At 33.5% G+C, this 22,362-nt stretch carries 20 protein-coding genes, 1 pseudogene and 1 riboswitch; of the genes and pseudogenes, 9 read left to right on the top strand and 12 right to left on the bottom strand.

Annotation, left to right across the window (positions count from 1 at the left end; all coding sequences use genetic code 11):
- Positions 1–67 precede the first annotated feature (67 nt).
- Together B5X64_RS08175 and B5X64_RS08170 are read left to right on the top strand one after the other, a co-directional pair.
- Positions 68–1,129: an efflux RND transporter periplasmic adaptor subunit gene (locus tag B5X64_RS08175; protein WP_079464754.1), complete on the top strand. Its 1,062-nt coding sequence runs from the start codon at positions 68–70 to the stop codon at positions 1,127–1,129.
- Positions 1,130–1,135: 6 nt separating this feature from the next.
- Complete coding sequence (locus tag B5X64_RS08170; RefSeq protein ID WP_079464753.1) at positions 1,136–4,327, top strand: efflux RND transporter permease subunit; 3,192 nt, start codon at positions 1,136–1,138, stop codon at positions 4,325–4,327.
- 370 nt (positions 4,328–4,697) lie between these two features.
- On the opposite strand, the gene B5X64_RS08165 is transcribed toward B5X64_RS08170, so the two are convergent.
- Positions 4,698–5,294: a hypothetical protein gene (locus B5X64_RS08165; RefSeq protein ID WP_079464752.1), complete on the bottom strand. Its 597-nt coding sequence runs from the start codon at positions 5,292–5,294 to the stop codon at positions 4,698–4,700.
- A 154-nt stretch (positions 5,295–5,448) separates the two neighbouring features.
- Between B5X64_RS08165 and B5X64_RS08160 the strand changes: the two genes are divergently transcribed.
- A complete protein-coding gene (locus tag B5X64_RS08160; RefSeq protein WP_079464751.1) occupies positions 5,449–6,321 on the top strand; it encodes an AraC family transcriptional regulator in 873 nt (290 codons plus the stop codon).
- 131 nt (positions 6,322–6,452) lie between these two features.
- Complete coding sequence (locus B5X64_RS08155; RefSeq protein ID WP_079464750.1) at positions 6,453–7,253, top strand: Cof-type HAD-IIB family hydrolase; 801 nt, start codon at positions 6,453–6,455, stop codon at positions 7,251–7,253.
- A gap of 92 nt (positions 7,254–7,345) precedes the next feature.
- Here B5X64_RS08155 and B5X64_RS08150 read toward each other — a convergent pair whose 3' ends face one another.
- The 3 genes from B5X64_RS08150 to B5X64_RS08140 all read right to left on the bottom strand — a co-directional run bounded on the left by B5X64_RS08150 (position 7,346) and on the right by B5X64_RS08140 (position 10,419).
- Complete coding sequence (locus B5X64_RS08150; protein WP_076559884.1) at positions 7,346–7,792, bottom strand: KTSC domain-containing protein; 447 nt, start codon at positions 7,790–7,792, stop codon at positions 7,346–7,348.
- Positions 7,793–7,878: 86 nt separating this feature from the next.
- On the bottom strand, positions 7,879–9,828 hold the full coding sequence (locus B5X64_RS08145; RefSeq protein WP_079464749.1) for a DUF2075 domain-containing protein: 1,950 nt from the start codon (positions 9,826–9,828) through the stop codon (positions 7,879–7,881).
- A gap of 174 nt (positions 9,829–10,002) precedes the next feature.
- Positions 10,003–10,419, bottom strand: a complete 417-nt coding sequence (locus tag B5X64_RS08140) for a winged helix-turn-helix transcriptional regulator (RefSeq protein ID WP_079464748.1) — start codon at positions 10,417–10,419, stop codon at positions 10,003–10,005.
- Positions 10,420–10,526: 107 nt separating this feature from the next.
- Here B5X64_RS08140 and B5X64_RS08135 point away from each other — a divergent pair, with 107 nt between their 5' ends.
- The 4 genes from B5X64_RS08135 (at position 10,527) to B5X64_RS08120 (ending at position 14,434) form a co-directional block, all read left to right on the top strand.
- Entirely contained in the window at positions 10,527–11,618 is a 1,092-nt protein-coding gene (locus tag B5X64_RS08135; RefSeq protein ID WP_079464747.1) for an alkene reductase, read from the top strand.
- Positions 11,619–11,741: 123 nt separating this feature from the next.
- On the top strand, positions 11,742–12,446 hold the full coding sequence (locus tag B5X64_RS08130) for an SDR family oxidoreductase (RefSeq protein ID WP_079464746.1): 705 nt from the start codon (positions 11,742–11,744) through the stop codon (positions 12,444–12,446).
- Between the two features lie 210 nt (positions 12,447–12,656).
- Complete coding sequence (locus B5X64_RS08125) at positions 12,657–13,421, top strand: SDR family oxidoreductase (protein ID WP_079464745.1); 765 nt, start codon at positions 12,657–12,659, stop codon at positions 13,419–13,421.
- Between the two features lie 11 nt (positions 13,422–13,432).
- Complete coding sequence (locus B5X64_RS08120) at positions 13,433–14,434, top strand: NADP-dependent oxidoreductase (RefSeq protein WP_079464744.1); 1,002 nt, start codon at positions 13,433–13,435, stop codon at positions 14,432–14,434.
- Between the two features lie 41 nt (positions 14,435–14,475).
- On the opposite strand, the gene metE is transcribed toward B5X64_RS08120, so the two are convergent.
- Positions 14,476–16,800 carry a 5-methyltetrahydropteroyltriglutamate--homocysteine S-methyltransferase gene (gene metE, locus B5X64_RS08115; protein ID WP_079464743.1) on the bottom strand — a complete coding sequence of 775 codons (2,325 nt, stop codon included), beginning with the start codon at positions 16,798–16,800 and terminating at the stop codon, positions 14,476–14,478.
- A 407-nt stretch (positions 16,801–17,207) separates the two neighbouring features.
- Positions 17,208–17,392, bottom strand: a riboswitch (cobalamin riboswitch).
- A gap of 153 nt (positions 17,393–17,545) precedes the next feature.
- Here metE and B5X64_RS08110 point away from each other — a divergent pair.
- The gene (locus B5X64_RS08110) at positions 17,546–18,007 is read left to right on the top strand and encodes an Lrp/AsnC family transcriptional regulator (protein ID WP_079464742.1); all 462 of its coding nucleotides are present in this window, start codon (positions 17,546–17,548) and stop codon (positions 18,005–18,007) included.
- 34 nt (positions 18,008–18,041) lie between these two features.
- On the opposite strand, the gene B5X64_RS08105 is transcribed toward B5X64_RS08110, so the two are convergent.
- From B5X64_RS08105 to B5X64_RS08075, 7 genes and pseudogenes are all read right to left on the bottom strand, one after another.
- Positions 18,042–18,530 carry a hypothetical protein gene (locus B5X64_RS08105; RefSeq protein WP_079464741.1) on the bottom strand — a complete coding sequence of 163 codons (489 nt, stop codon included), beginning with the start codon at positions 18,528–18,530 and terminating at the stop codon, positions 18,042–18,044.
- A gap of 56 nt (positions 18,531–18,586) precedes the next feature.
- Positions 18,587–18,967, bottom strand: a complete 381-nt coding sequence (locus B5X64_RS08100; RefSeq protein ID WP_079464740.1) for a VOC family protein — start codon at positions 18,965–18,967, stop codon at positions 18,587–18,589.
- A complete protein-coding gene (locus tag B5X64_RS08095) occupies positions 18,964–19,653 on the bottom strand; it encodes a hypothetical protein (RefSeq protein WP_079464739.1) in 690 nt (229 codons plus the stop codon). Before B5X64_RS08095 ends, B5X64_RS08100 begins: the two co-directional genes overlap by 4 nt.
- Entirely contained in the window at positions 19,653–20,003 is a 351-nt protein-coding gene (locus B5X64_RS08090; protein ID WP_123920761.1) for a hypothetical protein, read from the bottom strand. The genes B5X64_RS08095 and B5X64_RS08090 overlap by 1 nt, the downstream gene beginning before the upstream one ends.
- Positions 20,004–20,124: 121 nt before the next feature.
- Entirely contained in the window at positions 20,125–20,697 is a 573-nt protein-coding gene (locus tag B5X64_RS08085; RefSeq protein ID WP_079464737.1) for a hypothetical protein, read from the bottom strand.
- A 28-nt stretch (positions 20,698–20,725) separates the two neighbouring features.
- A pseudogene (nudK, locus tag B5X64_RS08080) lies at positions 20,726–21,307 on the bottom strand (GDP-mannose pyrophosphatase NudK).
- 147 nt (positions 21,308–21,454) lie between these two features.
- Positions 21,455–22,360, bottom strand: a complete 906-nt coding sequence (locus tag B5X64_RS08075; protein WP_079464736.1) for a TIGR01777 family oxidoreductase — start codon at positions 22,358–22,360, stop codon at positions 21,455–21,457.
- Positions 22,361–22,362: the final 2 nt, after the last annotated feature.

Genomic DNA, 22,362 nt, shown 5'->3' with positions numbered 1-22,362 from the left:
GTAGTACAAAAAAAATTACTAAAGATTTGGCGATTGCATTTGACTTTTAATTAATAAATAACTTCAAATGAAAAAAACTTTAATATATATCATCGTAGCAGCTGTACTTGTTGGTTTGGCAGCTTGGAAAATTACAGACAATAAAAAGAAACAGGAAACTGAAGTAAAAGAGGTTGCAAAACAGGTTGATAAAATCAACGTGAATGTAATCACTGTTTCTAGAGAGAATATTGACACCGATTATAACGCCAACGGAACATTTCTTCCTAAGCAGGAAATGCAGCAGTCTTCTGAAATTTCAGGACGTATTGTGAGTGTTTTGGTAAAAGAAGGTTCAAAAGTTGGAGCTGGACAGACTTTGGCAACCATCAAAAGAGATGCGATCGAAGTTGATGTTACTCAGGCTCAAAACAATTTACAAAACGCAATTATCGATAATCAGCGTTACGAAAACGCTTATAAAACTGGCGGTGTTACTAAACAACAGCTTGATAACTCAAGACTACAGTTGAAAAATATGCAGGCTGCAGTAAGAGCTCAGGGAGTTAAAATTAATGATACAAGTATCAGAGCAGGAATCAGCGGTACCATCAACAAAAAAATGGTTGAGCCGGGAACTGTAGTTTCTCCAGGAACAGCTTTATTTGAAATTGTAAACATCAATTCATTGAAACTTTCAGTTTTGGTTGACGAAAGCCAAATCGGAAGAATTCAGTTGGGTCAGGAAGTTCCAATTAATGTAAATGTGTTACCAAACGATTCTTTCAGCGGAAGAATTACATTTATTGCTCCTAAAAGTGATGCTTCTTTAAATTTCCCAGTAGAAATTGAAGTTCAAAACAGAGGAAACTTAAAAGCAGGGATGTACGCAACTGCTACCTTTAAAACTAACCACGGTGCAGAAACTCAAAATATGTTGACTGTTCCTGCAGAAGCTTTCGTAAACGGAGTAAGTTCAGGACAGTTATTTATTGTAAGCAATGGAACTGCTAAAATGATTAAAGTTCAGACCGGAAAAGTTTACGGCGACAAAGTTCAGATCTTAAGCGGATTGAACGGTGGCGAACAGGTAATTACCAGCGGACAGATCAACCTAGATAACGGTTCAAAAATCAATATCGTAAAGTAACAACAGATGAAGTTAGCAGAAATATCCATTAAAAGGCCGTCCCTCGTTATCGTATTATTTACGATTTTGACGTTGGGAGGTTTATTAAGCTACTCCATGATGGGGTACGAATTGATTCCGAAGTTTGAAACCAATATGGTAACCATTTCTACGGTTTATCCGGGAGCTTCACCTTCAGAGGTGGAAACTTCGGTGACCCGAAAGATTGAGGATGCTGTAGGTTCTTTGGAAAACGTAAAAAAGGTAGAATCATCTTCATACGAAAGTTTATCAGTAATCATGGTTCAGTTGAATACTGGTGCTGATGTAAACTATGCTTTGAATGATGCACAGAGAAAGGTAAATGCAATTCTTGCGGATCTTCCGGAAGATGCAGATCCACCTTCTCTTCAAAAATTCTCATTGGATGATTTACCGATCATGACTTTGAGTATTACCAGTAACAAGCTGAATAATAAAGAGCTTTACGATCTTTTAGATAAAAAAATAGAACCTATTTTCTCCCGTGTAAACGGTGTGGCTCAGGTTGACCTTGTTGGTGGACAGGAGAGAGAGATTCAGGTAAATTTAGATGAAAAGAAACTGCAGGGTTACGGTCTTTCTATTGGAGACGTACAGCAGGCAATTCTTTCATCCAACTTAGATTTCCCGACGGGAGCTTTGAAGACAAGAACTTCAAGATCTACGATCAGACTTTCTGGGAAATATAGAGATATCAATGAGATGAATAATCTTGTAGTGTCTAATAAAGATGGGGCACAGGTTCGTCTTTCAGATATTGCAACTGTTTTTGATACTCAGAAAGATGTAGAAAAAGTAGCAAGATTTAATCAGAATCCTACGATTTTACTTCAGGTTAAAAAACAATCTGATGCCAATGCAGTAGCGGTTTCAGAATTAGTTCAAAAAACAATTGCTCAGGTACAAGACAATTATAAAGGTCAGGCGATCAAAGTGAGTATTGTAGATGACTCTACAGAATTTACCCTTGAAGCAGCCGATCACGTAATTTTCGATTTATTCTTAGCGATTATTCTTGTAGCTATCGTAATGTTATTGTTCCTTCACAACATCAGAAACGCATTTATTGTAATGGTTTCTATTCCGTTGTCTTTGATTGCTACGGTAATCGGGATGTATTTAATGGGATATACCTTAAACTTAATGAGTTTATTGGGACTTTCATTGGTGGTAGGTATTCTTGTGGATGATGCGATTGTAGTATTAGAAAACGTTTACCGTCACATGGAGATGGGTAAAAGCAGAATTCGTGCTGCTTATGATGGTGCTTCAGAGATCGGGTTTACCGTAACGGCAATTACCTTGGTAATCGTGGTGGTATTCTTACCGATTGCAATGAGTTCAGGTTTGGTATCTGATATCTTGACTCAGTTCTGTATAACAGTAGTTATTGCAACATTGTTTTCATTATTAGCTTCATTTACTATTATTCCTTGGTTATCTTCAAGGTATGGTAAGTTGGTGCATTTATCGGGGAAAAATCCTTTCGAAAAATTCATCCTTTGGTTTGAAAAGCAATTAGAAAAATTCACACACTGGATTACAGGAATTTTAGAGTGGGCTTTAAAAAATACTTGGAGAAGAGTATTAACGGTTTTCTTTACGTTTGTTTTATTGATTGTAACAACGATGGGATTACTTGGAGGAGGATTTATCGGTGGTGAATTCTTCCCTAAGATGGATAGAGGCCAATTCCTTGTTCAGATGGAATTATCAAAAGATGCTTCTGTAGAAAAAACCAATCAGTTGACTTTGGAGGTTGAGAAATACCTTAGAAATGATAAAGATGTAGTAGATATGATTACAACGGTTGGTCAGCAATCATCAGGTTTTGGTGGTGCACAGGCAACTTTGTATCAGTCAGAAATTCAGGTGATTTTAGTTGATAAAGCTGAACGTAATGAGAGTACAGATATTAAATCAGCTAAAATTAAAAGAGCTTTAGAAGAAAAATTCACCGGCGTTGAGTTTAAAACGGCACCAATCGGATTAATGGGAGCAGACAATGCACCAATTGAAATGGTGGTAACCGCTCAGGATAACGAAACGGCAAATAAAGAAGCCAACAGAATTCTAGAATTACTTAAAAAAGTACCTGGTTCTGTAGATGCAGAATTATCAACTGACTCAGGAAATCCTGAAGTTCAGGTGAATATCGACAGAGATAAAATGGCTTCTTTAGGTTTAAATCTTTCAAGTGTAGGACAGACAATGCAGACTGCATTTAGTGGAAATACAGATGGGAAATTCAGAGCTGGAGAATATGAATATGATATCAACATTCGTTTTGGTGATGCCAACAGACAATCTATTGATGATGTAAGAAACTTGATGTTTACAAATCCTCAAGGAGAACAAATCAGGTTAAGCCAGTTTGCAGAAGTGAAAATGGGTTCAGGACCAAGTTTGCTTGAGCGTAGAGACAAAGCGCCTTCTGTAAAGGTTAAATCGAAAGTGGTAGGTCGTCCTGTAGGAGATGTTGCCAACGAATGGGCAGCTCAGTTTATGGACAACGAAAAAACAAAACCTGCAGGTGTTTCTTATATCTGGAGTGGTGATATGGAAAACCAAACTGAAGGTTTCGGTACGTTAGGAATTGCTTTAACAGCGGCTATCGTATTGGTTTATTTGGTAATGGTTTCATTATATGATTCATTTGTATATCCGTTTGTAGTATTGTTCTCAATTCCTTTGGCATTGATTGGGGTAATGATTATCTTGGCCATCACAGGAAATTCTATTAACATCTTTACGATGTTGGGAATGATCATGTTGATTGGTTTGGTGGCGAAAAACGCGATTATGATTGTCGATTTTGCCAATATGAGAAAAGCAGCAGGCGCAACAACGCATGATGCATTGATTCAGGCAAACCACGCACGTCTTCGTCCTATCTTGATGACAACTATTGCGATGATCTTCGGTATGATCCCGATTGCGATTGCAAAAGGAGCAGGAGCGGAGATGAACAACGGATTGGCATGGGTAATCATTGGTGGTTTAACATCATCATTATTCCTTACTTTGATTATTGTACCGGTAGTATATTCACTATTCGATTCAATGTTAAGAAGAATGGGTAAACATGAAACACCAGATTATGAAGCTGAAATGAAAGCCGATTACGATCACAGAGAACTAAGTGAAGATGGGTTTACCCCAAAACACGTAGATTAATATAACAACCTTTAATTAACCTAAAAGCGCATCAATTTAATTGATGCGTTTTTTTTGTTTTTAATAATATGTTCTTTTCTTTTAAATCAAAGATTCCAAGTGATAAAAACTTTGTTGATAATCAGTGGATGTTATATAGGCAATAAATTTTCTTAACGTCTATATTTCCTAAATCAATATTTCACTTTAGAAATTTCTTAAGCAAAAATTTAAGGCCCCCAAAAAAACTCAACGAGATTAACTAATATAAGTTGCAGCCCTATCAAAAAAGATTAAGCAAAAAAAAGTTAGATTCTTCTGAAAAATTCAGAAAAAATCTAACCTAAAAAAAAACTATATAAAAATCTTTTTATCAGCTGAGAGTAATTGATTATCTCACCCTGATTATTTTATTAAAAACTTTACCACCTTCTTCTACAGTGATGATGTAGCTGTCGGCTGTTTTTTTACTTAAATCAAAAGTAAGCTTAATCTCACCGTTCGTTGCAGATTTTGTAGCATTGTAGTAAATGGTATCATCAAAATCTGTTACTGAAATCTTGGCCGTATTTTTTACACCTGATAAATGCAGTTTCACCATATTACCGGTAATCGAAAATTCAGGTTTAAATATTTCTGAAACAGGTTCTTTTTCAATCAAAACCTTTTTATCAGAATCTACCTTAATTTTATATTTCTCAATTTTCTGTTGCGATTCCAGAACCAAATAATAAATTCCTGAATCTAAATCTTTAAAATTGTAAGATTTACTCACAGAATTATAGTCTTCAAAAGTTTCGGAAAATAACTCTCCGTAAAAGTCATTGTAAATGACTACCGATACATTTTTGGCATTTGAAATCTCAAATTTTACCGTTTCTGCTTCAGCTTTTCCAAATGAAAGAGAAAAGTCTTTTTCTTTACTCATTGCACTCATTGAAATGGATAAGAAACCGATCATTAAAACTGATTGAAATACTTTTTTCATACGATTAATTTTTTCATTTGTTAATACTGCAAATTTAGACCATACCGCAATGCCTTTCTACTGCATAATTTTCTTATTTATGTGCTATTTTAACCCTTATGTTAATTATTTAAATATAAATTGTTAATTTTGTATATGAATTAGTGATTATGATATGAAACATTCTCATCCTGCCTTCGAAGCTGTGAAACCCAATCTGGGAAGCAGTTTTACGAGTTTAAAGTTTCTGAAAAACGAAAATATCAAGTCTCATGTTTGGCATTATCATCCTGAAATTGAGTTGATTTTCGTGTGTGGAGGTTCCGGAAAAAGACAAATCGGAAGTAATATTTCTTATTTTTCTGATGGAGATTTGGTTTTAATGGGAACTAATCTTCCACATTGCGGAATGACCAATGAAAATACTAATAATGAGTATGAAATGGTTATTCAATTCAAGCCTGATTTTTTAGGTGAAGAAATCTGGACGTTACCTGAAATGCAGAAAATCACCAATCTGTTGGAAAAAGCAAAAGCTGGAATTGTATTTTCAGAAAGTATAAAAAAAGAAGTTGGTTTGAAAATTACAGAAATGCATGAATCATCATCTTTGGATAAACTGATGAAATTTCTTAAAATATTGGAAGAACTCGCTTCAACTCAGGAATACCGGATTTTAAATGCCGGGAAATACTATCTCCAGACTCAGGTGGAAGATAATGAGCGTATCAATCATATTTTTAATTATGTAAAAGACCATTTTAAAGAACAGATTACCTTGGAGCAGATTTCAGATTTGGCAAGCATGAAAGTGCCTTCGTTTTGCCGTTATTTCAAGAAAATTACCAATAAAACATTTACACAATTCGTCAATGAATACAGGATTACCCATTCATTAAAACTGCTTGCCGAAAAGCCATTAAGCATTACAGAAGTGTGTTTTGAATCGGGATTTAATAATTTCAGTTATTTCAATAAAACATTCAAGGAATATACCGGGAAAAGCCCTTCTCAATACAGAAAAGAATTTAATTACCTGATCGATTAATGATTCTGATTGATTTTATATTAAAAGAAAATTAAACAACCTGTTGGTAACAGATACTGAATCTGCCTGTAAGATTTTAAAGTCTATATTTGTGTAGGTTTTAGAAATAAGAAGAAGAAAAAAAGAATTTTATGAAGGATATAAAGCTGATTGTAACCGATATGGACGGAACTTTTCTGAATTCAAATTACGAGGTAAGTCCCGATTTTCCGAAGGTGTATGAAGAACTGAAAAAAAGGGATATTCTTTTTGTTCCTGCGAGCGGAAGACAGATGTCGGGAATCACAAAATATTTTGGTGATATTGAAAATGAAATAGGTTTCATTGCTGAAAACGGAGGATATGTTGTTTATAAAAATAAAGAAGTGTTTGCTGATAAATTGAGCCAAAAATCAATTGCAGATATTATTCGTACGGTGAGAGAAATTCCTGATGCGAGAGCCGTTTTGAGTGCAAAAGATAGTTCATATTACGAAAGTACAGACCAGAATTTTGTAGATTATTTTACACAATATTATATTGAAAATCAGAAAAAGGAAGATCTTACTCAGGAAGTCGATGATTCTGTTTTTAAAATTGCAGTGTATCATCCGGTGAGCGCAGAAGAATTTCTGTATCCTGCAATGAAAAAGTTTGAAGATGAAGATTTGGTGGTCGTAGTTTCCGGAAAATATTGGCTGGATATTATGAATAAGCACACCAATAAAGGAAACGCAATTGAAAAACTTCAAAAATCTTTAAATATTCTTCCCGAGCAAACGATGGCTTTCGGCGATTATCTGAATGATATTGAAATGCTGAAAAATGCTCATTATTCTTACGCTATGAAAAATGCACATCCATCGGTAAAAGAAGCAGCAAAATATGAAGCGTGTTCTAATGACAATTTTGGTGTTTTAGAAACGATAAAAACGTATCTCAACGGAAATTAAATTTTAACCCTATAACAAGCAAAAAACCGTATTCTCAGAATACGGTTTTATATTTTTAATTGTCATTGACAACTTTATCTTTATTCAGAAAACTAATCTGCCATTACTTCACCAGACTTTCTAAAGGTAAAATTCCCATAGATATGTCTTCTTGCAAAACGGCTTGGCGAATCTGCATTCACCATTTTGATATACGTATTTCTTGGAACTCCGATGTATTCAAACATTTTTCCGTTCAAATGCTGAACTTTCAAAATTGATTTCTCAAGATAGAAATCAGTAATGATCGAAGTGGTAATCGTTTCTGTGTATTCTTCTTTGTATTTTTCCTGAGTTTCAGGGTTGATGCTTACCAAAAAATGATAGGCCTCAATCACAGATTTGCTTTTTTCTTCTGCAGCCAGTTTCCCTTCTTCATTATTCACAAATTTATCAGGATGTGTATCTTTCATCACATTTCTGTAAATTGTTTTCAAATCTTTCAAAGTAGCAGTATTGTCTACCTCAAGAAGTTTTCTGTAATCACCTATTTTTTTCATAACGTACAATCCTTATTTCGGGGTGCAAAATTAAGAATTTAAATTGATAAAACCGTAAGTTTTTGATTATTAATTTGTTTTAATCATCATTCTAAAATATCAAAACCACAAGATTTAAAATATTCAAATGTAGAATCATATAATTTTTTTGGTCTTGTCCAATCTGAATTATCAACTTCCGGAATAAAAATTACCATTCCCTGTCTTGCTCGGGTTAATAAAACTCTATAAGAATTTAGTAGGTAATTTTGTCTAGATTCATTCATATTGGTCCATTTTGCACCTATGAAATTTTGAAATTTCCATTCTTCATCATAATACATATTAATGTCCCAAGCGACACAAGTATAGTCTATTTCTAAACCTTGAATATCAAATTCTGTAGCGATATCTTCTAAGTAATAAGATGAGCGAATGTCATGGTCGTAGTTAAGAAACCAATCTGCTGCTGAAATTTTTTCTTTAACACTTATTCCCTCTGAACGCAAACGTTTAGCACCTGAACTTGCTATAATACCAATCCTTTCCGTTCCTTTTGATATTTCTTTAAGCCAATTTTTTGCTAGTTTAATATCACGGGTAAGATAAATAGGATAATTATTTTTTAGGGATTGGTAAATCTCTAAAGTTTGATTACTGTTATCCAAAATGTTTTGTACTAAAAAAGCAACTTTCTCACTTCTAAATGATCGAATTGAAATGGATAAGTGTAAATCAGATCGTTTTTGACCATTTTGTTCAACCCAATTAATTAATTCTTCATTTTTTAAGTAAACCGTATCATTTAATATTTTTTCGGATAAATAAATATTCCAATTTTGAAATCTGCTTTTTAATGATTCAATCCATTCGGAAACGCCAGCTTCTCCAGTATTAATTTCTTGTCCGCCACCAATAAGACAAACAATACAGCACCAATTTGTATGTTTGTCCATGACACTGATAAGATATTCTGGTTCGGACATATCAAAATTTTCAATGCCTTTTTTATTCTTCATAAACTTAGCAACTGAACTTTTTTGCCAAGCTCTTTGTGCTTCATCAAAAACAACAACTTTTTCTGTGGGAGCAACTTCAGAACCTAAATTATCATCTCTAAAATGATGAATATTCTGAATGAAACTTTTTGCTTTTCTTGCCGCATCTTGTCTTTTTAAATCTTCATTATTCATAGTATCTCTTGTAAGAGCTTCTCGAAGAACTTCTACAAGAGGGCCATTTCCAGAAAGAAAAACAGAATGTTCATCTTCATCAATTTTTAAACGCTCATTAGCAATATTAAGCCCTGCAAGAGTTTTTCCTGCACCTGGAACACCTGTTATAAAACAGATAGATTTTTTATTATTTTCTTTTGAGTATTTAATGACATCATTGATTATCTTTGATGTTTTAGAAAGATTATCTCTTCCAGCATCATTTCTAGAAATTTCTTCGACACTATGATTTTTGTATAAAGCTTGTGCAGCCTCAATAATTGTAGGAGTGGGTTTGTAGATGCTATTTTCCCATTCTTCAATATTAATTGTAGTTTTTGAAGAAAGTACTTCAATAACCTCAGATATAATAGTTTCTAAATTTTCCTCATTACAAAGAACACATTTTTCTAAATTAGTTGAATTCAGAATATCACTACTTTTATTTTTAGCGTTTGTCGCTATAAGAATTGGGATCACTTTTTTATCATGACTTCCTTCATGAAAGTTCACTAAATCTAAACAGTAGTCAATTGTTTGATTCTGATCATGCTTTGGATATTCAGAGCTTCCAATTTTGAATTCTAGTAATAAAATTAAGTCCTTTACTATAATAATATTATCAACTCTTTTACCCATTCGCGGAATAGAAAATTCAAAATAGATATTTCCTGAATCTAGTGATTGAGTAATTCGTTTTAAAATTTCGATTTGTTTTTTCCACGCTTCTTTTTGTAATGGTTCTAGTGCATGACTATGTTTTTTTGATAACTTTCCAAAGATTGAATCAATATCTTCTTCTAAAAAACTGTTAATTGAATTGTTGTAATAGCTCTTTTGCATTAAAGGTGATTAGTTTTGCACGAAAATAGTATAATAATTTCTTAGACAAAAAATATACATTAATTATTTTCATTATCAAAAAAAAGGAACGCCAAAAGGCTCCTGAAATATAATAATCAATAATCTAAAGTTCTTCTAAAGCAAACTTCTGACGCTTTCCCTCGAAACCCAAACTCATAAAACTTCCCTCTTCAACTCCTCAATTTTCTCCTCAATAAAACCCGCTTTATTCTTTTTTACTGCATTCAAAATCACCATCTGGCTTTCAGGAATTTCAGAATATTTTTCTGCCCACAGATTAATTTCTATCAACAGCGGAAGCAAATTGATTCCTTTTTCGGTGAGTTTATATAGAACTTTCGCTTTGCTGTCAGGATGATTTTGTTTGCTGATGATACCGTTTTCTTCAAGCATCAAAAGACGGGATGCCAGAATATTAGTCGCTATTTTTTCGTCAGATTTTAGAAATTCTCCGTAGGTGCATTGTTTCCCAAACATCAGATCTCTCACAATCAACAATGACCATTTGTCTCCCCATACGTCTAATGAGCTGCTGATAGGACAATCTGATCTCTTTTTTGAACTCGACATAAATTTATTTTAAATAATTAAATAAAAACACTTGCATTTTGAAAGTAATGTTATAGATTTGCACTTGCAAAACGCAAGCAAATTTACCGAATTAAATTTAAAATACAATGGAAAACATTCTTTTTGATGCTTACAAGAGCAAAAACTTAGATTTGAAAAACCGTATCGTGATGGCTCCAATGACCCGAAGTCGTTCAGATAATCCAGAAAATAAAGCAACAGAATTAACTGCTAAGTATTACCAGCAAAGAGCTACCGCAGGTTTAATTATCACAGAAGGTACTTTCATCAGTCCCGAAGCGGTTGGCGTGATCAATGTTCCTGCAATTTACAATGCAACACAAATCGAAGGTTGGAAACTTACAACAGAAGCTGTTCACAACGAAGGTGGCAAAATTTTCGCCCAGCTTTGGCATACAGGAGCTTATTCTCATCCCGATTTGCATAATGGTGAAAAACCTTTGGCTCCGTCAAACGTAAACCCTCAACAACAGGTTTTTACAGCTAAAGGTTTTCAGATCAGCGAAGAGCCTCAACCTATGACTACAGCAGATATCAAACAGACCGTAAATGATTTCAAGCAGGCTACACTCAATGCTTTTGAAGCCGGGTTTGATGGAGTAGAACTTCACGGTGCAAATGGTTATTTGCTTCAACAGTTTTTTAGCAAAAATTCCAATCTCCGCAACGACGAATATGGTGGTTCAGTAGAAAACAGAGCAAGAATTCTTTTCGAAATTCTGGATGCCATCAAAGAAATCGCAGATTTACAAAAAGTGGCACTTCGTTTAAATCCTTCGCTCAACGGCATTATGGGGATTTTAGTCGACGATGAAACCATTGAACTTTACAATTACATTGTCACTCGTCTCAACGAGTACAATTTGGCATATTTGCATTTGATAGAGCCTTTCACAGACGTTTCGAATAATTCTTATGCTATTCAGGAAGTTGCAAAACATTTCCGCAAAATCTACAACGGAACTATTATCATCAACCGTGGTTTCAACAAAGAAACTGCCACAAAAGTATTACAAGATGGCGATGCAGATTTGGTTTCTTTCGGAACTCCGTTTATTGCCAATCCCGATTTGGTAGAGCGTTTCAAGAGCGATGCACCACTCAATCAACCCGATCAGGCAACTTTTTATACGCCTGGAGAAAAGGGCTATACCGATTATCCGACTCTTAACAACTAAAATAACTTGGGCGAACGAACGGGCTTTCCGCTATATCTTTTGTTTCACAAAAGGATGTCGCTGCAATCCCTGTCGCAAACTCGACCTTAACAACCATACACAACATTTAAACAAAACAAAAAAATGAAAACAACAGGTAATACAATATTCATCAGCGGCGGAAGTGCTGGAATTGGTTTAGCCATCGCAAAAAAACTCAACGCAGAAGGCAATAAAATCATCATCAACGGAAGAAATGAAGAACGTCTTCAGAATGCATTGCAGCAACTGAATAACGCTATAGCTATTCAAGGCGATCTTTCTGTAGAGGCAGACAGATTAAGAATCGCAGAAGATTTAAAAAACAATCATCCGGAAGTTAACATCATCATCAACAATGCAGGAGCAGCATTTGCTTATCTATTAAATGAAACTCAAAACGCGCATGAAAAAGCATCGATTGAAATGAACACCAATTATTTCAGCGTCATTCATTTTACAGAACTTTTACTTCCTCATTTAGTTCAAAAAACGGAAGCAGCGGTAATCAATATTTCATCAATTGCCGTTTTTGGAAGCCACAAAATGCTACCAACTTATGGTGCAACAAAAGCAGCGTTACATAGCTACACACTTGCTTTGAGACAAACTTACGAAGAGCAACAGAATGTTCAGATTTATGAAGTATATCCACCATTGGTAAACACAGATTTCTCAGCAGAAATAGGTGGAGCCAACGGAATTCCTCCTTCTGAAGTTGCTGACGAATTGTTTTTAGCACTCAAAAAAAATCAGTTTGATGTTCCGGTAGGAGATTCTAAACAGTTTTTTGCAAAAGATTTAGTTTAATTCGGGATAAGAAAAGTTCTCAAATAAAATTTAACCACAAAAGGCACAAAGAAAAGTCTGGAAAACACTTAAGAGCAAAAAAGCCACTGTTTATAACATTTTCCTTTTTTGAACTTTAATGAGCCAAACTATTTTTCTATGACTTTTGTGGTTTAAATAATGCGATAAAAATGTACCAACAGAGAATTTTAACTTTTAAAATATTGTAACATGGAATTAAAAGGAAAAACAATTCTGATAACAGGCGGAGCTTCCGGAATTGGATTGGAAGCTGCTAAACAGTTTTTAGAGATTGGAGCCAAAGTTATTATTACAGGTAGAAATCAAGTTAAACTTGATACAGCAAAAAAACAATTTCCAGCTCTTATTACTGTAAAAAGCGATGTTTCTGTAGCTGAAGATGCAGCGTTGCTTTTTAATAAAATCTTAGAAATAGGTGGAATTGATATTCTATACAATAATGCAGGAGTTGGGGTTCCGGCAATTAACTTAGGGGTTCCAAACGAAAAACATTTTGAAAATGCGGTTTACGAAATGGAAGTCAATTATCTCGGCGTAATTCGATTAAATAATCTTTTTATCGAAATGCTTACTTCAAGAAAAGAAGGTGTAATTATCAATACAACCTCAATTCTAAGCTACGTTCCGTCACTTCTGGAAGCAACATATTCTGCTTCTAAAACGGCATTGGGATTTTACACAAAATCGCTCCGAGAACATCTGCGGATTATCAATAGTAAAGTAAAAATATTTGAGCTGCTTCCTCCGGTAGTTGATACCGAAATGACAGTTTCCAGAACAGACAAAAAAATGACAACGGAAGAGTTGGTAAAAGGTTTGATTTTCGGCTTAAAGAATGATAATTATACAATTCGAGTGGGAGATACAAAATTGGTGTACTTTCTCAACAGGTTTTTTCCTAAATTAACATTTGGATTGGTAAATCCTAAGAAATCAGAGCAGTATCTTAAATAAAAATTGAAATTATGAAAGCATTTAGCATCAGTTACTACAAGAAAAACAGTGAGCTTCAGCTTGTAATTGTGCCCGAACCGATTGTGAGAGAAGATGAGGTTTTAGTTGAAATTTATGCAGCGAGTGTTAATCTTTTAGATTCAAAAATAAAAAGCGGAGAATTTAAACTGATTTTGCCTTACAAAATGCCGTTGGTTCTGGGTCATGATGTTGCCGGAGTTATCATAAAAGTTGGTTCACGAGTAAAAAACTTTAAAGTAGGAGATGAAATTTATGCAAGAGCATCCGATTTTCACATCGGAACTTTTGCCGAATTTATTTCTGTTAATGAAAAAGATATTGCTTTAAAACCTAAAAATTTGACGATGGAAGAAGCTTCCTCAATTCCTTTGGTTGGTTTAACGGCTTGGCAGGCTTTGGTTGAAAAGTCAAAGGTTCAAAAAGGTCAGAAAGTTTTTATTCAGGCAGGATCTGGTGGAGTGGGAACTTTTGCAATTCAGCTGGCAAAACATCTCGGTGCAACGGTGGCAACCACAGCCAGTGAGAAAAGTTTTTATTTTTTGAAAGATCTAGGCGCAGATGTACTGATTGATTATAAAACACAAAATTTTGAAGATGTACTAATCGATTATGATGTAGTATTAAACAGTCAAGATTCCAAAACACTTGAAAAATCTTTTGAAGTCGTAAAGTCTCAGGGGAAAATTATCTCGATTTCCGGACCTCCAACTCCTGTTTTTGCGGAAGAATTTAATCTGCCTTGGTATGTTAAATTTGCTACAAAATTATTGAGTAGTAAAGTCAGAAAACGAGCAAAAAAACAGAATGTTAATTATTCTTTTCTCTTCATAAAAGCAGATGGAAAGCAGTTGACAGAAATTACCAAACTGATAGAATCAGGAAAGATACAACCAGTGATCGACAAAGTTTTTGCATTCGAAAATACCAATGATGCAGTAAGATATGTTGAAAGTGGGCGTGCAAAAGGAAAAGTAGTTATCAAAATGAAATAATTTTAAAAAAGCAGGAGCATTACAACTCCTGCCTAAATAATTTATTGAACTAAATTTCTTTCATTTTCAAAAGTTTCAGCCGCTTCTTTTGAAGCCTCCACCATCGCAATCAACGCCTTTTCCGTTTCATCCCAATGACGGGTTTTCAAGCCACAATCAGGATTTACCCAAAGTTGCTGTGCAGGAATCACGGCTTGTGCTTTTTTCAGCAATTCTACCATTTCCTCTTTTGACGGAACTCTTGGCGAGTGAATATCATAAACTCCTGGACCAATCTCGTTTGGATATTTGAAATCTGCAAAAGCATTCAACAATTCCATCTGACTTCTGGAGCATTCAATTGTGATCACATCGGCATCCATATCGGCGATATTTTGAATGATGTCATTAAACTCAGAATAACACATATGCGTATGAATTTGTGTCGCATCTTCCACACCACTTGCTGAAATTCTAAAAGCTTCAACAGCCCATTTCAGGTAATTTTGCCAGTCGGATTTTCTCAACGGAAGACCTTCACGAATTGCCGGTTCATCAATCTGGATAATTCTAATTCCCGCTTTCTCCAAATCATTGACCTCATCACGAATCGCCCAAGCAATTTGTTTGCAAGTCGTCGAACGAGGTTGGTCGTCACGAACGAAAGACCATTGAAGAATTGTCACAGGACCCGTCAACATTCCTTTTACCCATTTCTTGGTTAAAGATTGTGCATATTCCGACCAATAAACCGTCATCGGATTTGGTCTGTGAACATCTCCAAAAATCACAGGCGGCTTCACGCAACGGCTTCCGTAACTTTGAACCCAACCGTTTTGAGTAAATGCAAATCCAGCCAACTGTTCGCCGAAATATTCCACCATATCGTTTCGCTCAAATTCTCCGTGAACCAAAACATCGATTCCGATTTCTTCCTGCCAGCGAATCGTTCTTTCGGTTTCCTGTTTCAATAAAGTGTCGTATTGTTCGGCATTTAATTCTCCTTTTTTGAATTTTGAACGCCAGTTTCTCACTTTTTTCGTTTGCGGAAATGAACCAATTGTTGTTGTTGGAAACAAAGGAAGTTGCAACACTTTTTGCTGAGTTTCTTTCCTGACATTGAACGGCGAATTTCTTTGCGCATCTTCTTCAGTCGTTATATCAACACGATTTTTTATATCCTGATTATGAATTAATATTGAGGTTTTACGGTTTTCAATTGCCTTTTTGTTTTCAGCTAAAGCTTGTAAAACATTATAATCAGGATTTTCTGAAGCTAATTTTTTTAAATTAACAATCTCAACAACTTTTTGTTTCGCAAAAGCCATCCATTGTTTGATTTCCGGAGATAAAATATCTGCATTTTTCTCAGAATCAAGGTCGAAAGGAGAGTGGAGTAATGAACAAGACGGAGCGATGAAAACTCTTTCAGAACCAATTTTTTCGATTGCTTTTTTTATGAATTTTAAAGACTGACTGAAATCATTTTTCCAGATATTTCTTCCGTCGACAATTCCTAAAGATAAACTTAAAGTTTCCGGAATTGTATTTAAAACTTCATCCAATTGTTCAGGACAACGAACCAAATCAACATGCAAAACATCGATCGGAAGGGAAGTTGCCAAAGAAAGATTGTCTTTTAATCCTTCAAAATAAGTAGCAACAATAAATTTAAGTTTCGGGAATTGTTTCCTGATTTCCGCATAAATAAACTGATAGGTTTCTTTTGCTTTTTCATTTAAATCTAAAGCTAAAAATGGCTCATCAAACTGAATATATTCCGCACCATGATTTTGCAATTCTTTTAAAATTTGAATATAAATCGGAAGCAAGTTTTGAGCTAAATCTAATTTATCAAAACCTTCTTCTTTCCCTTTTCCTAATAATAAATAAGTCAACAAACCGATGATTACAGGTTTTGCATTGATTCCTGATTGTTTTGCGCTGATGAATTCCTGAATGATTTTATTGGAAAATAACTTAAACTCCTGATCTTTCTGAAATTCAGGAACGATGTAGTGATAATTGGTATCAAACCATTTCGTCATTTCCATTGCGGTAATATCCAATCCATCTTTCTGAAAACCTCTTGCCATCGCAAAATAAAGATCGGTTTCAGATTTTTTTAAGGCAATTTCCTGATAACGTTCCGGAATGGCTCCGACCGTCAAAGTCATATCCAAAACCTGATCATAATATGAAAAATCATTACAAGGAATAAGGTCAATTCCTGCTTCCTGCTGCAGTTTCCAGTTGTTTTGAGTGATGGTTTTTCCGACTTCTAATAATTCGTCTAAAACAATTTTGCCTGACCAATATTGCTCGCAGGCTTTTTTGAGTTCTCTGTTGCTACCAATACGCGGATAGCCAAGAATGTGCGTTTGCATTTTCTTTTAAACTTTTTAATTAAACAATAGTTGTAAAGTTCTTTTTGAATGCTTCGCAATGCTGTCTTAGAAAGAAATTTTAAGGAATAGAGTAGATACAATAATGACGTAATTTATTCCTTTAATAAAAAGAATTGGCTTAAACTTTTTTATTTTTTGACGCAAAGTTTTAATTCAATATTCTTTATATATTAAGAAAGCAAAGAGTTAATCAATAAATTGATTTTATGAAGCTAACGTTAACAATAAGCTTCATCAGCGATTCATCGCTATTCTTTGTTCCTTAAAAATAAGAAGTCATCATAAAAAATCTTTGCGTTTAAAAAAACAATATTAATTTGAAATTTTAACCCAAAATACATTCAAAAGTATCATCTATTGACCCAAAAACTCCAATTCGCGAGAGCATTGACCATTCGGAACAGGCAGGTCTCCTGACTTGTAACAGCTTTTGTCATCCTTCCCGTTTTCACAGTGGATATTCTCGGACAAAAACTTTTGATGTGTTACTTACAGTTGCGCGACAGTTCGTGATTCTCACACGATTCCCTATTAATTTACCTTAAATAAAACCTCTTCCGTTTGATGAAGTATGTGAAAGAACAATTTCTTTGGTAAAGATAATGTTAAAGTGAATTGATTGGATTTAGTTTAAAAATAAAGGATAATATTCTTTTTATTTTAATTATAAAAGAAATTTATTCTTTAAATTTGAAATTTGTAATCTAAAAAAGAATATTATTCTGTGGAAAGACTCGACGAAAAGGATTTACAGCTATTAAGAATCCTACAAAAAAACGCAAAACTGACCGTAAAAGAGTTAGCCAAAGAAGTAAACCTTTCTGCGTCACCTGTTTTTGAACGGATGAAAAGACTGGAACAGGAAGGGTATATTAAGCATTATGCAGCCGTTTTGGAAGCTGAAAAACTTAATCGTGGATTTACCGTTTTTTGCCAAATTAAACTCAAAATTCATGACCGTTCAGTAGGAAATCAGTTTGTGGAAGATATTCTGCAGATTGATGAGGTTGCAGAATGTTATAATATTTCTGGGGATTTTGATTTCTTACTCAAAGTTCAGGTAAGAGATATGAAGCATTATCAGGATTTTGTTTTTAATAAATTAGGAAGCGTAAATTCTATCGGAAGTACACACAGTACTTTTGTGATGGCGGAAGTGAAGAATATTCATGGAGTGAGTATTTAGAGAATATTCATTCAAATTGATTACTGAAAAAATCTTAATTATTATTTTTATAAACTTTAATTGGTTTAGGGCTTTCGGTATAAAAGCTTAAGACTTTATTTGCTTCACTTTCATCCAAAACTTTTAATTCAGAATTTAGTATGGCTTCATTGGAAGGCATCATAGATCTTGAAAGTAAAAGTTTAAAAACTTCTTGTTTTTTCGTTAAATCTACATTGCTAGTTTGGCTTTTTAAGTAGTTTTCATAAGCACTCGACATATCAAGCCATATTGCAATTTCATTATCAGGATTTTGGTCTCTTTTAAAATTAATAATGGTTTCTTCTAAAGTTACAGGATAAACTTCTTGAAAAGTAGATTGTATATGCTTAATTTTAAGTAGCTGTTCAGCTGAAAGTGTGTCGTGAACAATTTCGCCCAGCTTTATTTGTTCAGAATCAAGATTAACGATTTTATTATTTTCATTTTTTGAATGACAAGAAAATAATAAAGTCAATATTGTAATAATGTTAATGGCTTTCAATGTTATTTTTTTACAAAAATAGAATTTAATTCAGAATTGATCAGTGACAATTCACTTCAAAAATAATTACTTACCTCAATTAAATTCAAATCCGGATCTCTGAAATAGACTGACCTTATTTTACCCAACGCTCCGGTTCTTTCTACAATTCCTTCGATGATCTCTATATTTTTCTGTTTTAGTTCTTCTAAAACATTCTCAATATTAGTTTCTACGATAAAACATAGATCTGATGAACCTGAAGTTGGATGTTCTGCTTTAGGTTCAAATTCTTTTCCTTTTTGATGAAGATTAATTTTTTGATTTCCGAAAGTCAGTGCTTTTCTGTTGTCTCCAAACATTACAACTTCAAAACCCAGAATATTAGTGTAGAAATCTATAGTTTTATCAATGTCAATGACAGTTAAAACAAGGTGATCAATATTGCTTATTTTCATTTTTTAAATTTTAAAATCCCCTTTTCATAAATATATTCAGTATCATTATTTTTAATCTTAATGTCTTCATTTCCGGGTTTTAGCAAAAGAGAATCAGAATCAAATTTAAAGTGAATGGCATTTTTCTTTTCGTGAATTTTAAGAACTTCAGTCATTGAGGTTTCCATATCAAAAGGCTCTAAATCAATATTTCCAGCGTATTTTACAGAATTGTTTTCAAGTAGAAAAACTTCGCCACCAAAAAAATATTCAAATGCTAATTGACAAACGATTAAAACTTTACCGTCTATTTTATTTTTGTAAAAATGAGGTTGGTACAGATAGGTGTCTCCTGCGCCTTGCCCTTTAAAAATGATTTCATTTTTATTGTTTAAAACCAAAAGTCTTTGTCCGTTATCTTTTTCTGTATCGGGTGCTACAGTTTCACCGTTTACAGGATTATAATATCCCGTCACAAATTTGGTCTGATTGTAAGAATAAGAGCTTATGACCTCAAATCCTTTTATCTTCACATTAGAAATACTGTCTGGTTTGAATTCTAAATAATCAATTTCTGGATCTGAAATTTTTACATCAATATTTACATTTTCTGGTTTAGAACTTTGAACTGATGATGGTTTTTCAGACTCTTTTTTGCAGCAAATCAAACTGATTGAAATAATTGAAATGATGAAGTACTTTCTCATTATCTATTTTTTACCAAAATTTCCACAACTTTACTTTTTTCAATAATCATATTTTCCGTGCTTTTCTTTACAATCTTATCATGTTTAAGATAATTTATAAAAGCGACGACATGTAAGTTTTTGTCATCAAATCCTGTTAACTGAAATTTCTCTATCTGTAATTTTTGACCATTAATTTTTAAAACGGATAATAGAGATTGGTCATCAAACCAATTATTAAGTCCAGTGTCATTTCTTATTTCCAGAAACTTTATGATGTTTTTATTAATAGATAAATCAATAGAATCCTGAATTCTCTTTCTTCCAAATGACTGATTGTAAAAATCAAGATGAATAAACTTTCCCAGCATTTCATTATTAATTTCCGACGTATTTATATATCGAATATTAGAACCATCCTGTGAAAAAAAATAGCAAGGAAATAAAAAGAAAAGAAACAATATTTTTGACTTCATAAGAAAGATAAATAGATTATTCGGTATCAATATACGTCAGTTTCGCCCCTTTAATAAATTCTTCCAAAGAAATATCTTTTGTAGCTTTATCATTCATCAATTCAAAAAGATAAGTTGAGGTTGTGTTTAATCTGATGTCTTTTAGTGAAACTTTAAATCTCTTTGTTTTTATATTTGAATTAAAAAAAGTTAGCTCAGAAGTGTTGCTCAGTTTAATATTATTCACATCAAAAGAAGCTTTTGGATCTTTCTGAAGCTTCAAAAACCTTTTCTGCGTTTTATCGGTCGACTCATCCAGAAACTTCTGCATTTGGTAGTCAGTTAAAAGCTGTGGATAAATTAAACCTTCTTTTAGAATTGTTGCTGTAGTTTTGTCGACTTTGTCATAGTAAACCGTTTTATTATCAAATTGTACAAGATTATCTTTTACAAGAATTTTACCTGCAAATTTTTTATAATTTTTCTTTTTATAATCATTTTTAAAATGCTCGACTATTGTTTGGTCTTTTGAGTTCAGTTTCTCATTTTTCTGGGCAAAAAAATTGGAAGAAAGCAATAGTGAAAGACCAATTGTGAATATAAATTTCATAATACTTTTGATTTTTGGATTTAAATATTTACAGAATATTTTTCAGACGAAGATACTGTAAAAGCATAATGGTTTTGGCATCTTTTATTTCGCCCTTGTCAATCATAGAAAGAGTTTTGTCAAACTGAAGCTGCAATACTTCGATGTTTTCGCCTTCCTCTTCCAATCCGCCACCTTCATTTATTTTCATATCATCAGAATATTCTGCGATAAAAAAGTGAAGAATTTCTGTTACAGATCCGGGCGACATATAGGCTTCAAATATCTTTTCGACTTTCGAAATTTTATAGCCGGTTTCTTCTTCAGTTTCTCTTTTAATACAATCTTCGGGATTATCGTTGTCTAAAAGTCCGGCACAAGCTTCAATCAACATTCCATCCGGGTTTCCGTTGATATATGTCGGAAGACGGAACTATCTCGTTAAAATTACATTTTTAGTATGGGTGTTATACAGTAAAATAACGGCTCCGTTTCCTCTGTCATAAGCTTCCCGGCTTTGGGTTTCGATGTGTCCGTTTTCTTTTTTTATGTTGAAAGTTACTTTTTTTAAAGTGTACCAGTTATCAGATAAGATCTCTGTTTTCTCGATACTTACATTCGTCTCTTGCATTCTATATTGTATATCTTTTTATTTTAATGATAATTTTTATTAAAAAACTCTGTGTTCTTTGTTAAGTGAAACGCCTTTGCGAACTTAAAAACAGTTAGTAATTAATAAATCTTTGCGTCCTTTGCGTTTAAAAAATTAATAACAGCATTATTTTTTCAGCAAATCTTCCAAAGCCATTTTCAAATCAGGAAATTGAAATTCAAAACCTACTTTTATTATTTTTTCTGAAGAAGCTCTAGAACCTTCCAGCAAAGCGTCTGCCAATTCACCAAATATCAATTTTAAAATAAATGATGGAACATTCGGCATCAACAAAGGTTTGTTTAAAACCTTCACAATTAATTTCGTTAAATTTTCATTGGTTGTATGTTGTGGTGCTGAAGCATTATAAGAACCTTCAGTTTCAGCATTTTTTAATGCAAATTCATACATCGAACAAATGTCATCGATATGAATCCACGGCATATATTGTTTTCCGCTTCCGATGGGAGATCCAACTCCGAATTTTATTGGGGTCATCATCTTTGCCAAAGCGCCTTCGTTTTTAGACAAAACAACAGCGGTTCTTATTTTTACCACTCGTTCTGCTATATTTTGTTCTTTAAATTCATCAGCAGCTTTTTCCCAAACCACGACAACTTCACTCAGAAAGTCATTTCCGGGAGCATCGTTTTCAGTGAAAATTTTATCCGTAGTTTTTGTTCCGTAAAAATTAATTCCTGATGCTGAAATGAAAGATTTTAGCTTAATTTTTTTCTTTTTAAGTGTATTTAAAATCAGTTTTGCAGAATTTATCCGGCTTGAAATCAATTCTTTTTTTCTGTCTTCAGTCCAACGTTTTTCAGAAATATTGGCTCCTGCAAGATGAATGATATGGCTGATATTTTCAAATGCTTGTTCATTTATCGTATTATTTTCCAGATTCCATTCAAACTCATTTTCGGCTTTCTTCTTTCTGGTTAAGAAACGTACTGTATATTCTTTTTCAATCTTTTTTGAAAGCTCTCTCGCAATCGCTCCACTTGCACCGGTAATTAATACAATTTCTTTCATCT

This window comes from Chryseobacterium balustinum, assembly GCF_900168205.1.
Classification (GTDB): domain Bacteria; phylum Bacteroidota; class Bacteroidia; order Flavobacteriales; family Weeksellaceae; genus Chryseobacterium; species Chryseobacterium balustinum.
This window is presented reverse-complemented; position numbering and strand designations above follow the sequence as displayed.

What these genes read in the sequence shown, in the direction of transcription:
- B5X64_RS08165 (WP_079464752.1), bottom strand. Translation starts at nt 5,294, where the DNA reads ATGAAAAAAGTATTTCAATCAGTTTTAATGATCGGTTTCTTATCCATT.
- B5X64_RS08135 (WP_079464747.1), top strand. Translation starts at nt 10,527, where the DNA reads ATGGAAAACATTCTTTTTGATGCTTACAAGAGCAAAAACTTAGATTTG.
- B5X64_RS08120 (WP_079464744.1), top strand. Translation starts at nt 13,433, where the DNA reads ATGAAAGCATTTAGCATCAGTTACTACAAGAAAAACAGTGAGCTTCAG.
- B5X64_RS08130 (WP_079464746.1), top strand. Translation starts at nt 11,742, where the DNA reads ATGAAAACAACAGGTAATACAATATTCATCAGCGGCGGAAGTGCTGGA.
- B5X64_RS08155 (WP_079464750.1), top strand. Translation starts at nt 6,453, where the DNA reads ATGAAGGATATAAAGCTGATTGTAACCGATATGGACGGAACTTTTCTG.
- B5X64_RS08085 (WP_079464737.1), bottom strand. Translation starts at nt 20,697, where the DNA reads ATGAAATTTATATTCACAATTGGTCTTTCACTATTGCTTTCTTCCAAT.
- B5X64_RS08140 (WP_079464748.1), bottom strand. Translation starts at nt 10,419, where the DNA reads ATGTCGAGTTCAAAAAAGAGATCAGATTGTCCTATCAGCAGCTCATTA.
- B5X64_RS08100 (WP_079464740.1), bottom strand. Translation starts at nt 18,967, where the DNA reads ATGAAAATAAGCAATATTGATCACCTTGTTTTAACTGTCATTGACATT.
- metE (WP_079464743.1), bottom strand. Translation starts at nt 16,800, where the DNA reads ATGCAAACGCACATTCTTGGCTATCCGCGTATTGGTAGCAACAGAGAA.
- B5X64_RS08075 (WP_079464736.1), bottom strand. Translation starts at nt 22,360, where the DNA reads ATGAAAGAAATTGTATTAATTACCGGTGCAAGTGGAGCGATTGCGAGA.
- B5X64_RS08145 (WP_079464749.1), bottom strand. Translation starts at nt 9,828, where the DNA reads ATGCAAAAGAGCTATTACAACAATTCAATTAACAGTTTTTTAGAAGAA.
- B5X64_RS08175 (WP_079464754.1), top strand. Translation starts at nt 68, where the DNA reads ATGAAAAAAACTTTAATATATATCATCGTAGCAGCTGTACTTGTTGGT.
- B5X64_RS08125 (WP_079464745.1), top strand. Translation starts at nt 12,657, where the DNA reads ATGGAATTAAAAGGAAAAACAATTCTGATAACAGGCGGAGCTTCCGGA.
- B5X64_RS08090 (WP_123920761.1), bottom strand. Translation starts at nt 20,003, where the DNA reads ATGCTGGGAAAGTTTATTCATCTTGATTTTTACAATCAGTCATTTGGA.
- B5X64_RS08170 (WP_079464753.1), top strand. Translation starts at nt 1,136, where the DNA reads ATGAAGTTAGCAGAAATATCCATTAAAAGGCCGTCCCTCGTTATCGTA.
- B5X64_RS08160 (WP_079464751.1), top strand. Translation starts at nt 5,449, where the DNA reads ATGAAACATTCTCATCCTGCCTTCGAAGCTGTGAAACCCAATCTGGGA.
- B5X64_RS08095 (WP_079464739.1), bottom strand. Translation starts at nt 19,653, where the DNA reads ATGAGAAAGTACTTCATCATTTCAATTATTTCAATCAGTTTGATTTGC.
- B5X64_RS08150 (WP_076559884.1), bottom strand. Translation starts at nt 7,792, where the DNA reads ATGAAAAAAATAGGTGATTACAGAAAACTTCTTGAGGTAGACAATACT.